The following is an 11,586-nucleotide window of genomic DNA, read 5'->3' as shown; positions in this document are numbered from 1 at the left end:
CATCCGCACTAGTGCCGATATCGAACGCACCGAAAGCATCGTCGTGCTGTCCAACCTCATTGACCGATCCCGGGCCGAGGGGTGAGCAACCGCCCGTCGTCACAATCGTGTATGAACTCCAAATGACCACCAGCTCGGGCAACGGAATACTGATCGTCGGCGGAGGGCTCGCCGCGACCCGGACCGCTGAGCAATTGCGCCGGGCGGGCTACACCGGCTCGCTGGCCATCGTCAGCGATGAGGTCCATTTGCCCTACGACCGCCCCCCGCTGTCGAAGGAGGTGCTGCGCAGTTAAGTCGATGACGTGACGCTCAAACCGCGTGAGTTCTACGACGAGCAGAACATCACCTTGCGGCTCGGGTCGGCGGCAACCGGTCTGGACACCGCTGCGCAGACGGTGACTCTCGACGACGCGACGACGCTCGGCTACGACGAACTCGTCATTGCGACCGGCCTCATACCGCGGCGCATTCCGGCGTTCCCCGACCTGGATGGCATCCGAGTGTTGCGTTCGTTCGACGAAAGTCTCGCGTTGCGCAAACACGCGTCGTCCGCGCGGCACGCGGTTGTGGTCGGCGCGGGTTTCATCGGCTGTGAGGTGGCGGCCAGCCTGCGCGGGCTGGGAGTCGACGTGGTGCTGGTGGAGCCGCAGCCCGCGCCGCTGGCCGCGGTGCTTGGCGCGCAGATCGGTGGGCTGGTGACGCGGCTGCACCGCGCGGAGGGTGTCGATGTGCGCACCGAAGTCGGGGTGGCCGAGGTCCGCGGACACCAGCACGTCGAGAGCGTGCTGCTGACCGACGGCGCCGAGCTGACGACCGACTTGGTGGTGGTTGGCATCGGCTCGCGGCCAGCGACCGACTGGCTCGACGGCAGCGGCGTCGAGGTCGACAACGGCGTGATCTGTGATGCGGCCGGACGGACCAGCGCGCCGAACGTGTGGGCACTCGGTGACGTCTCTTCCTGGCGCGACCCGACGGGACACCAAGTGCGAGTGGAACATTGGAGCAATGTCGCCGAGCAGGCCCGGGTCGTGGTGCCTGCGATGCTCGGCCAGGACGCGCCATCCAACGTCGTCGTCCCGTATTTCTGGAGCGATCAATACGACGTCAAGATCCAATGTTTGGGCGAGCCAATCGCCACCGACATCGTGCATGTCGTTGAGGACGACGGTCGCAGATTCCTCGCGTACTACGAGCGTGATGGCGTGGTGGCAGGTGTCGTCGGCGGCGGTATGCCCGCCAAGGTCATGAAAACGCGAGCCAAGATCGCCGCTGCCGCGCCGATTTCCGAGGTGCTGGGCTAGCGCGACCAGGTCAAGCCAAGAACCGCTCGAGGGCTTCCCGGATGTCGGGAAGTGCTTTCGCGGCTTGGTGTTCGATGAGCGCGGCTTCTGCGAGCATGCCGACCCACAACTGCGCGCTTTCGTAAGGGTGTGGGCGTTTCAGTGCGGCGAAGTCGGGTTGGAACAGCTCGGCGCCGGCTTTGTTGCGGTGTTTGATTTCGTCGGTAACCGCCGGCTCGGCGCGCGCTTCCAGCAGCAGGGCGCGCACACCGCGGTCGCGTAAGCAACCATCGAGGTAGGTGTTCGCGCCAATGACCAGCCGACGGCGCCCGGCCGGCACGCCGGCGATCGCGGGTTGCAGCTGGGTGGCCAACCGCTCATGGAATTCACGGTGCAGCGCAAGCAGATACGAGGCTCGGTCGCCGAAGTGGTGAAAGAACGTGCCCTTGGCCACCCCGGCTTCCTCGACGATGAGATTGACGCTCAAGCCGGCCAGCCCGGTGCGCTCGGCCAGTCGCAGTCCCGCGTCGATGATCGATTCTCGAGTTCTGGCCATTGCTTCCTTGCGCCCGCCCGTCGGCATGGCGGGCACCGTGGACGGCGTCGGGGTCATCCAAGCACTCTAACCGCCGGTTTGCGTGCGGCTTTGCGTTGACTGCGTCGCGCGAGCAGTTCGCCGTACTGTTCGCATACGTGGATCACCCCGGTGAGCTGATAGGTGATCCAGCCCTTGTGCGTCGAGGGCAAGTTGTGCTCGAAAAAGCGGTGCCCGGCGATTTGCACAACCCAACCGCCGACGAACATCAGCAGTCCCACTCGGGGTTTCGCCACTAGCAGCGGAATTGCGGCAGCGATCACGGGCGTGCCGATCATATGCGTGAATCGCGTTCCGCGACTGGTGTGTTGGGTTTTGTAGTATGCCACCTTGTCGGAGAACGGGGCGTCGGGTGCGGGAACAGTCATTGGTTACTCCTTGAGGTAGGGACGCCGGCAATGATATCGTTGACCGACCAGTCGGTCAACGAAAGGAGTGGCAATGGTCAACATGGTGCAAACGCGGGTGGGAGAGGTTGCCTACAGCGATAGCGGAGAAGGGCCGGTGGTGGTGCTACTCCACGCGACGTTGCATGATCGCCACGACTTCGACGCGATCGCGCCGAGCCTTCGTGGTGACCACCGGGTGATCGCGGTGGACTGGCCGGGCCACGGCGACTCGCCAGCCCCGACGCCGAACTATCGGCCGACCGCGGCTTCCTTCGCCGACGTTCTCGCCGACCTCGTCGCCGCACTTGATCTGCCGCCCGCCGCGTTCATCGGAAACTCCGTCGGCGGTTTTGCTGCGGCACGGTTGGCGATCACCGACCCCCAACGGGTTTCGCGGCTCGTCTTGGTCAATACGGGCGGTTTCATCGCCGGTCCGGCCGCCAGCCTCTACTGCCGAGTAATGGGAACACCGGCGGTGATGAAACGAGTCCTGCCGCGGTTCATCCCCAGCTACATGAAGGCGACCAGCGACAGCGACCATGCCATTCAGGAACGTGCGCTGGCCCGTGCGCACACCCGCGAAGGTGTCGTTCTCACGGCGGCGCTGTGGCGCAGTTTCGCCGCGCCCGAACATAACCTGTGCCCGCACGCCGATCGCATCACCGCGCCGTGCCTGATTATCTGGGGATCAAAAGATACCGCAGGCCCCATGCGAGTGGGGCGTCTCACCGCGGCCAGAATCCCGGGATCGCGACTGGAGGTGCTGCCCACGGGCCACGTGGTGTTTTCTTCAGACCCCGACGGATTCCTCGGAATCGCCGCGCCGTTCTTGGCCACCGCCCAGGGCCGACTGCAATGATCCTGCGCGCCCGCGCTATTCCCAGTTCACCGGCGGCCCGTGCGGCGAACATGTGCCCATTAGCGTGTCGTCACTGCCGGGCCAGCAGCGGGCGCGAACCGTGAACTCGACCGGAGAGTCGGGTGTTCGCCGCTGCGGCTCCAGCATCAGATGCGCGAACGGTGAGACGGCTCCGGCTTGGGCGCCCAGCGCGTCGATCCCGGCTCGAACGGCGGCCTGGTCGTCTGCGGAAAGGTACTGCCACATAATGGAATGCCACAACACGGTGAGCGCGCCGGTGGCGACGGACAGGCCGGCGACGGCGTCGATGGCATTGCGGCGCTGCAACGGCGCCGGGACTCGCCGGGCGATGGCGATCGCACCGCGCAACCGATCCAGCCGCGCGGGCTGATCGGGCCAGACATAGCTCAGCAGTGCCAATTCGCCGTCGCGGCTGGTGGCGTCGAGCGGCGCGATGTCGTAGCCATGACGCTGCACGATCCGCAGGTCCGCGGCGGGCGGCAGTTGGCCGTGCCACGCGTCGTCGATGGTCACCGGCGAGTCGCGCGGACCCCACTGGTCGCCCGGATAGCGATAACAGTAATAGTCGGCGCGCAGGTTCAGTCCGGCACTGCACCCGATCTCGAAAAGCCGTACAGGCAAATCGAATCGGTGAGCAAGAATGAGCAGACCGCCGATTAGCGCGGCGGACCGGCCCACCTCGTTGGTTTGCGGCGGCTGGTCGAGCGCGGCCCGCAGCAGGTCGGCGTGCTCGGAGGCGGCGAGCGCGATATCGGGCCAAGCCGCCTGCGCATCCCACTGCCCACCCGCGCTCGGATACCAACGACGTAGCCCCGGGGCGCGGCTATCGAGCGCCAGCCGGTGCAGTCCACCGAGCAGGCGCAGCGGCAGCGCCAGCCGCCCGGCATCGTCTTCGTGCCCGGACAAGATGGCGGCGAAGACACCGCCGGCTTCCACGTCGGCGGCCACCCGGTCCAACACGTCGCCGTACATCGGCGAGCCCATGCCGGTGCAGATCTGGCCTTGCAGTCGCAGAGACCGCATCAGGCGGCTATTGGAGTTACCCACTGCACCGCTCCTCCTCATCGCTTCGCTCTGCATCGTCGCGGCGCGGGTCCAGCTCGTCCAGGCCAGCGCGAACGACGTCGAACGCATCCCCGAGAGCCTGTGGCAACGAGACGGATTCGTCGTCCAGCCAGTACTCGTAGGCGCTCAGGGCGACACCAAGCAGCATCCACGCGACGGTCTGCGGTCGCAGGTCGCTGGTTCGAACGCCGGATCGGCGTGCCACGAACTCGGCGATTACCTCGCGCCAGCCGGCATACATCGTCATCGAATACGCCTGCAGTTCCGCGGTTTGCAGGATAACCCGCATTCGCTGGCGATGGCGGATGGTTTCCGACTCGTCAAAGGTGTTGAACGACAGCAGCGCAGCACGCAGCGCCTCGCCGAGTGGCATAGCCGGATCAACATGGTCAAAAAGCTCGCGCAAGTGCTGCAGGTGAGCGTCGAAGTCTCCCCACGGGATCGCGTTCTTGGAGGCGTAGTAACGAAACACGGTGCGACGCGCGATACCTGCGGCCTGTGCGACGTCGTCGACGCTTACCTCGGCGAAGCCGCTCTCGGCGAACAGGCCTAGGGCAACATCGGTGATGTGCTGCGGGGTCGTGGAACGGCGCCGACCGACCCGCGCCTGCTCCAGCATCCGCTACCCCTTTTTTTAAGAAGCCTCTTCCGTTTTTGGCACTCGATGCCATATCCTGACGAAGATTGTCACCGGATCGACGCGACTTGTCGAGACCCTAATAACGAAAGGCAACGTCATGGAGCCGAACCAGCAGACCGACGCCGACACCGAGCTCGTCACCGAGTCCTTGGTCGAAGAGGTGTCCATCGACGGGATGTGCGGGGTCTACTGATCGTGACCGCCCCCGCGCAGGGGTCGACGGGCGGGTTCGATCCCGGACTCGCATGGCGGTTGCACCGGCAGGTGGCGGTGCGACCCGAGCCGTTCGGTGCGCTGTTATATCACTTCGGCACCCGCAAACTGTCATTCCTCAAGAACCGCACCATTCTTGAGGTGGTGCAATCACTGGCCGATTATCCAGACGTTCGCGCCGCCTGCCGCGCCGCAGGAGTCGAGGATGACAGACAGGGTCCTTATCTGCACGCGCTGGGCGTGCTGGCCTGTTCCAACATGCTGGTGCCCGCTGCGCCGAAGGTGGCAGCATGACACGCGCCGGCGACGATGCAGAGCGAAGTGATGAGAAGGAGCGGCGCGCATGACAGCGGTTGTGCCACGGCTGGTCGACCAGTTCGAGCATGGGTTGGACGCACCCATCTGCCTGACCTGGGAGCTGACCTATGCGTGCAACCTGGCGTGTGTGCACTGCCTGTCGTCCTCGGGCAAACGTGATCCGCGCGAGCTGTCCACGCAGGCCTGCAAGGACATCATTGACGAGCTGGAACGCATGCAGGTGTTCTACGTCAACATCGGCGGCGGGGAACCGACTGTACGGCCGGACTTTTGGGAGCTGGTGGATTACGCCACCGCTCATCACGTGGGCGTGAAGTTCTCCACCAACGGGGTTCGGATCACGCCCGAGGTAGCCGCCCGGTTGGCCGCCAGCGACTACGTCGACGTCCAGATTTCATTGGACGGCGCGACCGCAGAGGTCAACGACGCCGTCCGGGGTGGCGGGTCCTACGCGATGGCCATCCGTGCCCTGGAAAACCTTGCCGCCGCAGGATTCTCCGACGCCAAGATCTCCGTGGTCGTGACCCGCCAAAATGTCGGGCAGCTTGACGAATTCGCCTCGCTGGCAAGCCGTTACGGTGCCACGCTGCGAATCACTCGGCTGCGCCCATCAGGTCGTGGCGCCGAAGTATGGGACGAGCTGCATCCGACCGCCAACCAGCAGGTCCAGCTTTACGACTGGCTGGTTGCAAAGGGTGAGCGGGTATTGACGGGTGATTCCTTCTTCCACCTGTCCGGACTCGGCGAGCCCGGTGCGCTGGCCGGTCTGAACATGTGCGGAGCCGGCCGGGTGGTGTGCCTGATCGACCCGGTCGGCGATGTATATGCCTGCCCGTTCGCCATCCACGACCGCTTCCTTGCCGGAAACATCTTGTCCGACTCCGGCTTTGGGACTGGCTTCGCCAACGTATGGAAGAACGCCCCGCTGTTCCGTGAGCTGCGCGAGCCGCAGTCGGCGGGCGCTTGCGGAAGCTGCGGGCACTACGACAGCTGCCGGGGCGGTTGCATGGCGGCCAAGTTCTTCACCGGTCTGCCGATCGACGGCCCCGATCCGGAATGCGTGCAGGGTTACGGTGCGCCGGCTCTGGCGCAAGAGCGTGACAAACCTCGACCCGCGGGCGACCACTCGCACGGACGGCGGAGCAGCGGACCGGTGCCGCTGACACTGACCATGCCGACGCGGCTCTGCAACGAAAGCCCGGTCTAGCCGTGGCCCGTGACGCCTGGTTCGAGACCGTCGCCATCGCGCAGCAACGGGCGAAACGGCGGCTGCCGAAGTCGGTCTATGCCGCGCTGGTCGCCGCCAGCGAGAAGGGGCTGACTGTCTCCGACAATGTCGAGGCGTTCAGCGAGCTCGGCTTCGCGCCACATGTCGTCGGCGCCATCGAAAAGCGCGACCTCTCGACAACTGTTATGGGGCAAGAGATTTCCTTGCCGGTCATCATCTCGCCCACCGGCGTGCAGGCGGTCGATCCGGATGGGGAGGTAGCCGTTGCGCGGGCCGCGGCGGCGCGCGGCACGGCGATGGGGCTGTCGTCGTTCGCCAGCAAGCCGATCGAGGAGGTCGTCGCCGCTAACGGGAAGCTGTTCTTCCAGGTCTATTGGCTCGGCGGGCGCGAGGCGATCGCGCAGCGCGTCGAGCGGGCTCGGCAGGCCGGCGCGGTTGGCATGATCGCGACCACCGACTGGTCGTTCTCGCACGGGCGGGACTGGGGTAGCCCCGCGATCCCGGAGCAGATGAACCTGCGGACCATCCTGAAGTTGTCGCCGCAGGCGATCACCCGTCCGGGTTGGCTGTGGACGTACAGCAAGACGCTGCGCCCGCCGGACCTGCGGGTGCCCAATCAGGCGCCCCGGGGCGAACCCGGGCCGCCGTTCTTCGCCGCCTACGGGGAGTGGATGGGCACGCCGCCGCCGACCTGGGACGACATCGCGTGGCTGCGCGAGCAGTGGGGCGGCCCGTTCATGCTCAAAGGCGTGATGCGGGTCGACGACGCCAAAAGGGCTGTGGATGCTGGTGTTTCGGCAATCTCGGTGTCCAACCACGGCGGCAATAACCTGGACGGCACGCCGGCGTCGATCCGCGCGCTGCCCGTCGTCGTGGACGCGGTCGGCGACCAGATCGAGGTGTTGCTGGACGGTGGTATCCGCCGCGGCAGCGACGTGGTCAAGGCGCTGGCACTGGGAGCGCGTGCGGTGATGATCGGCCGCGCCTACCTGTGGGGCCTGGCGGCCGCCGGCCAGTCGGGTGTCGAGAACGTGCTCGACATCCTCCGTGGCGGCATCGACTCCGCTCTGATGGGTCTCGGCCGCGCCTCCGTGCACGACCTCAACCCGGACGACATCTTGGTGCCGCCCGGGTTTGCCCGAGCGCTCGGGGTGCCCCCGCCCGCAGGGGGCGGAGCGTAGCGACGGCGCATGCGAGACCAGCGAGTATTTTGATACTCACGGGGCGGACGTGGCAGTGGTGACCGGGTTTAGTGAACTTCCGACGGCAAAAAATTCTTCGAGAGCGCCAACAACCGATGCACGACAGGTGAATTCGGCCTACCATCACCGAGTGGCTGTCCTCGCCGAACTTGGGTGCTCGACGTCTAGCCAGCTGCAAACCATGTCCTTGGGCGTGACCATCCCGGTCGGATCCACCGAACAGCATGGCCCTCACCTGCCGCTGGACACCGACACCCGGATCGCGACGGCCGTCGCCCACGAACTTACTGCCCGCCTGTCCGGCGACCCCCAGCTGCGCTGGCTGGTGGCACCGGCCATCGCCTATGGCGACAGCGGTGAGCACCAGAGCTTCCCCGGAACCATCTCGATCGGCACCGACGCCCTGACCACGCTGCTGGTGGAGTACGGCAGGTCGGCTACCTGTTGGGCGCAGCGGCTGCTCTTCATCAACGGCCATGGCGGCAACGTCCGGGCGCTCGGCCGGGCAGTGGGCCGGCTGCGGTCCGAAGGACGTGACGCGGGGTGGTGCCCCTGCGCGGTGGCAGGCGCCGACGCCCACGCCGGGCACGCTGAAACTTCACTATTGCTGCATATTTCGCCGGCCCACGTGCTGACCGACCGGTGGCGTGCGGGCAACGGAGCACCGTTGTCCGACCTGCTACCGTCGATGCGTCGCGGCGGAGTCGCAGCGGTCAGCGACGTCGGAGTATTGGGGGACCCGACCACGGCGACCGCCGCGGAGGGAGAGCGGATGCTGGCGGAAATGGTCGCCGACTGCGTGAGCCGGTTCCGACGTTGGTCGCCTGCTGCCGACGGGATGCTCATATGACCCAGACGCGGTTGCCGGACGGGTTTGCTGTGCAGGTCGACCGACGGGTCAGGGTGCTCGGCCAGGGCTCCGCTTTGCTGGGCGGCTCGCCCACCAGGTTGCTGCGGCTGGCGCCGGCCGCCCAGGACATGCTCGCCGACGGCCGCCTCAAAGTCCACGACGCGGTGAGCGCCGAGCTGGCCCGAACCCTGCTGGACGCGACGGTGGCTCACCCGCGCCCCGCGGGCGGCCCGTCACACCGCGATGTAACCGTCGTAATCCCGGTGCGGGACAACCCATATGGATTACGACGATTGGTCGCCGCATTGCGTGGCTTGCGCATCATCGTCGTCGACGACGGCTCATCGACACCGATTGAGCAAGACGATTTTGCCGGGCCGCACTCCGACATCGAGGTGCTGCGACATGCGCAAAGCAGAGGGCCTGCGGCAGCGCGAAATACCGGTCTTGCCGCCTGCAAGTCTGGCTTCGTCGCCTTCTTGGACTCCGACGTCGTTCCGCGGCGTGGCTGGCTGGAGGCTCTGCTCGGCCATTTCTGCGACCCCACCGTGGCACTGGTCGCCCCGCGAATTGTCGGTCTGGCCCAGACCGATCATTTGGTGGCTCGCTACGAGGCGGTGCGCTCATCGCTGGACCTTGGGCAGCGTGAAGCCCCGGTCATTCCGTATACCAGCGTCTCCTATGTGCCCAGTGCGGCGATCATCTGCCGGACGGGCAACCTTCGCGAAATCGGCGGATTCGACGAGACCCTACGCGCGGGTGAGGATGTCGATCTGTGCTGGCGACTTGTCGAAGCCGGTGCCCGGCTGCGTTACGAGCCGATCGCCCAGGTGGGGCATGATCATCGCACGCAATTGCGGGATTGGATTGCGCGCAAAGCATTTTACGGCGGTTCGGCTGCCCCGTTGTCGGTGCGACACCCGGACAAGATCGCACCACTGATGATATCCGGCTGGGCACTCGCGGCATGGATACTGATGGCCATCGGCTCGAGCTTCAGCTATCTGGCATCGCTGGTGGTGGCGGCGCTAACCGGTCGTCGCATCGCGAGAACGTTGCAGGATGCTGACACCGAGATCTCGGATGTGCTGGCAGTAGCTGCCCGCGGCCTTTGGTCGGCGGCGCTGCAACTGGCGTCGGCGATCTGCCGACATTATTGGCCGATCGCACTGCTGGTGGCCATCGTGTTCCGGCCTGCTCGCCGCATCGTGCTGATCGCTGCTGTCGCCGACGGGGTGGTGGATTGGGCCAGCCGCCGGCGATCCGCCGACGAAGACGCCAAGCCGATCGGGCTGCTCACCTATCTGATCCTCAAGCGCCTCGACGACCTGGCCTATGGCCTCGGACTTTGGTACGGCGTGGTGCGGGAACGCAATATCGGCCCGCTTAAGCCGCAGATTCGAGTCTGACTCCTGACTGCAGCTGGGCTGCACAGCGATGTGCTGATAATCGGTGCGGGAAGCGCGGGATCTATTGTCGCAAACCGGCTTTCGGCTGATCAAAATTGTGCGGTAACGGTATTAGAGGCCGGCCTGGGGCTAGCCGATCCGGCACTGCGGGCCGAAACGACGAATGGGTTACGGCTGCCGATCGGCGCCGCCAGCCCGCTCGTCCAGCGTTATCAGACGCAACTGACCGAGCGGCCGGCCCGCCAGACCACGATCATGCGCGGCGCGACGGTCGGCGGTTCCGGCGCCGTCAACGGCGGATATTTCTGCCGCGGTCTGCCACGAGACTTCGACGGCTACCGGGTGCCCGGCTGGAGGTGGTCAGACGTCATCGGTCACTTCCGGGCTATCGAGACCGACCTGGATTTCACCGGCCCGGCACACGGCGACGCCGGCCCCATTGCAGTTCGCCGGGCTCGCGAAATTGTCGGCAGCACAGCGTCTTTCGTGGCAGCCGCGCAGCAAGGTGGGTTCGCCTGGATACCTGATTTGAATGACGTGGCAAGGGCCTCTGGGCTACCGGCGGGCGTGGGTGCCGTCCCGCTCAACATCGTCGACGGTGTGCGTACCGGTCCGGGTGCGGCATATCTGTGGCCTGCCCTAACTCGAGCGAATCTCTCGCTGCTGACCCAGACGCGAGCAGTGCGGCTACGTTTCTCGGGCAGTCGCGTCGTCGGCGTCGACGCGATCGGGCCGGGCGGCCGGATCACCACTACCGCCGATCGAATTGTGCTGTCCGCTGGAGCGATCGAATCAGCGCATCTGCTAATGCTTTCCGGCATAGGCGACGAGGCCATGCTGCGTGCCGCCGGGGTCGACCTGGTGGCCGGCTTGCCGGTCGGAATCGCCTGCAGCGACCATCCTGAATGGGTGTTACCGACCAACTGGGAAGTCGCTTCCGGCCGACCGGTGCTCGAAGTGGTGCTCAGCACTTCTGACGACATTGAGATACGGCCGTATACTGGAGGTTTCGTGGCGATGGTCGGCGACGGCACGGCGGGCCATCCGGACTGGCCGCACATCGGCGTAGCGCTCATGCAGCCGCGGGCGCGGGGTCGCATTACGCTCGTTTCCGCTGATCCTTCGGTGCCGCCGCGAATCGAGCATCGCTACGACACCGAACCCGCCGATGTGGCCGCGTTGCAGCGGGGCTGCGAGTTGGCTCGCGAATTGGCTAGTTCGACAACCCAAGTCGGCGAGCCCGCATGGTCGACGTCTCAGCATCTGTGCAGCAGCGCACCGATGGGCCCCGCAGGGGATCCGGCGGCCGTCGTGGATCACCAGTGCCGGGTCCACGGTATCGACGGTTTATGGGTGATCGACGGTTCGGTCTTGCCGGGGATCACCAGTCGCGGGCCGCACGCCAGCATCGTCATGCTCGGCCACCGGGCGGCCGAGTTCGTCTGCTGACGCCCACGCCCGGTGTCGGCCGGCGCCACCGGCGCGGCGGAGCGAGGTAAGCCGTCGGATCGGGC

At 66.1% G+C, this 11,586-nt stretch carries 12 protein-coding genes and 2 pseudogenes; 10 read left to right on the top strand and 4 right to left on the bottom strand.

What is annotated here, in order from left to right; translation table 11 throughout:
• Positions 1 to 85, top strand: a pseudogene (locus WAN71_RS21445) (Lrp/AsnC family transcriptional regulator); the annotation flags it as partial.
• Positions 86 to 122: 37 nt separating this feature from the next.
• Positions 123 to 1,304: pseudogene (locus WAN71_RS21440) on the top strand (NAD(P)/FAD-dependent oxidoreductase).
• A gap of 10 nt (positions 1,305 to 1,314) precedes the next feature.
• Here WAN71_RS21440 and WAN71_RS21435 read toward each other — a convergent pair.
• Both WAN71_RS21435 and WAN71_RS21430 read right to left on the bottom strand, forming a co-directional pair.
• Positions 1,315 to 1,896, bottom strand: coding sequence for a TetR/AcrR family transcriptional regulator (locus tag WAN71_RS21435; RefSeq protein WP_422227254.1), 582 nt, complete (start codon positions 1,894 to 1,896; stop codon positions 1,315 to 1,317).
• Positions 1,893 to 2,246 carry a DUF962 domain-containing protein gene (locus WAN71_RS21430; protein ID WP_422227253.1) on the bottom strand — a complete coding sequence of 118 codons (354 nt, stop codon included), beginning with the start codon at positions 2,244 to 2,246 and terminating at the stop codon, positions 1,893 to 1,895. The genes WAN71_RS21435 and WAN71_RS21430 overlap by 4 nt, the downstream gene beginning before the upstream one ends.
• A 73-nt stretch (positions 2,247 to 2,319) precedes the next feature.
• Here WAN71_RS21430 and WAN71_RS21425 point away from each other — a divergent pair, with 73 nt between their 5' ends.
• Entirely contained in the window at positions 2,320 to 3,126 is an 807-nt protein-coding gene (locus WAN71_RS21425) for an alpha/beta fold hydrolase (RefSeq protein WP_422227252.1), read from the top strand.
• 15 nt (positions 3,127 to 3,141) lie between these two features.
• Here WAN71_RS21425 and WAN71_RS21420 read toward each other — a convergent pair whose 3' ends face one another.
• Complete coding sequence (locus tag WAN71_RS21420) at positions 3,142 to 4,170, bottom strand: DUF2332 domain-containing protein (protein ID WP_422227256.1); 1,029 nt, start codon at positions 4,168 to 4,170, stop codon at positions 3,142 to 3,144.
• Positions 4,171 to 4,186: 16 nt separating this feature from the next.
• On the bottom strand, positions 4,187 to 4,831 hold the full coding sequence (mftR, locus tag WAN71_RS21415; RefSeq protein ID WP_422227251.1) for a mycofactocin system transcriptional regulator: 645 nt from the start codon (positions 4,829 to 4,831) through the stop codon (positions 4,187 to 4,189).
• A gap of 118 nt (positions 4,832 to 4,949) precedes the next feature.
• On the opposite strand from mftR, the gene mftA reads away from it, so the two are divergent.
• From mftA to mftG, 7 genes are all read left to right on the top strand, one after another.
• A complete protein-coding gene (gene mftA / locus WAN71_RS21410) occupies positions 4,950 to 5,045 on the top strand; it encodes a mycofactocin precursor MftA (RefSeq protein WP_422227250.1) in 96 nt (31 codons plus the stop codon).
• On the top strand, positions 5,030 to 5,359 hold the full coding sequence (mftB, locus tag WAN71_RS21405) for a mycofactocin biosynthesis chaperone MftB (protein WP_422227249.1): 330 nt from the start codon (positions 5,030 to 5,032) through the stop codon (positions 5,357 to 5,359). Before mftA ends, mftB begins: the two co-directional genes overlap by 16 nt.
• A 49-nt stretch (positions 5,360 to 5,408) precedes the next feature.
• The gene (mftC, locus tag WAN71_RS21400) at positions 5,409 to 6,590 is read left to right on the top strand and encodes a mycofactocin radical SAM maturase (protein ID WP_422227248.1); all 1,182 of its coding nucleotides are present in this window, start codon (positions 5,409 to 5,411) and stop codon (positions 6,588 to 6,590) included.
• Positions 6,591 to 6,592: 2 nt separating this feature from the next.
• Positions 6,593 to 7,792 (top strand): pre-mycofactocin synthase MftD, encoded by a 1,200-nt coding sequence (gene mftD, locus WAN71_RS21395; protein ID WP_422227247.1) that lies wholly within the window; start codon positions 6,593 to 6,595, stop codon positions 7,790 to 7,792.
• Positions 7,793 to 7,919: 127 nt separating this feature from the next.
• The gene (gene mftE, locus WAN71_RS21390; RefSeq protein WP_422227246.1) at positions 7,920 to 8,663 is read left to right on the top strand and encodes a mycofactocin biosynthesis peptidyl-dipeptidase MftE; all 744 of its coding nucleotides are present in this window, start codon (positions 7,920 to 7,922) and stop codon (positions 8,661 to 8,663) included.
• Complete coding sequence (mftF, locus tag WAN71_RS21385) at positions 8,660 to 10,072, top strand: mycofactocin biosynthesis glycosyltransferase MftF (RefSeq protein WP_422227245.1); 1,413 nt, start codon at positions 8,660 to 8,662, stop codon at positions 10,070 to 10,072. Before mftE ends, mftF begins: the two co-directional genes overlap by 4 nt.
• Before the next feature lie 3 nt (positions 10,073 to 10,075).
• Complete coding sequence (gene mftG / locus WAN71_RS21380; protein ID WP_422227255.1) at positions 10,076 to 11,521, top strand: mycofactocin system GMC family oxidoreductase MftG; 1,446 nt, start codon at positions 10,076 to 10,078, stop codon at positions 11,519 to 11,521.
• Positions 11,522 to 11,586 lie beyond the last annotated feature (65 nt).

This window comes from Mycobacterium sp., assembly GCF_049280035.1.
Lineage (GTDB): Bacteria > Actinomycetota > Actinomycetes > Mycobacteriales > Mycobacteriaceae > Mycobacterium.
The sequence above is the reverse complement of the archived record's forward strand: the minus strand, read 5'-3'. Positions and strand labels throughout refer to the sequence as shown.

Coding starts and splice junctions, on each gene's coding strand:
- WAN71_RS21435 (WP_422227254.1), bottom strand. CDS start 1,896: ATGACCCCGACGCCGTCCACGGTGCCCGCCATGCCGACGGGCGGGCGC.
- WAN71_RS21430 (WP_422227253.1), bottom strand. CDS start 2,246: ATGACTGTTCCCGCACCCGACGCCCCGTTCTCCGACAAGGTGGCATAC.
- WAN71_RS21425 (WP_422227252.1), top strand. CDS start 2,320: ATGGTCAACATGGTGCAAACGCGGGTGGGAGAGGTTGCCTACAGCGAT.
- WAN71_RS21420 (WP_422227256.1), bottom strand. CDS start 4,170: ATGCGGTCTCTGCGACTGCAAGGCCAGATCTGCACCGGCATGGGCTCG.
- mftR (WP_422227251.1), bottom strand. CDS start 4,831: ATGCTGGAGCAGGCGCGGGTCGGTCGGCGCCGTTCCACGACCCCGCAG.
- mftA (WP_422227250.1), top strand. CDS start 4,950: ATGGAGCCGAACCAGCAGACCGACGCCGACACCGAGCTCGTCACCGAG.
- mftC (WP_422227248.1), top strand. CDS start 5,409: ATGACAGCGGTTGTGCCACGGCTGGTCGACCAGTTCGAGCATGGGTTG.
- mftF (WP_422227245.1), top strand. CDS start 8,660: ATGACCCAGACGCGGTTGCCGGACGGGTTTGCTGTGCAGGTCGACCGA.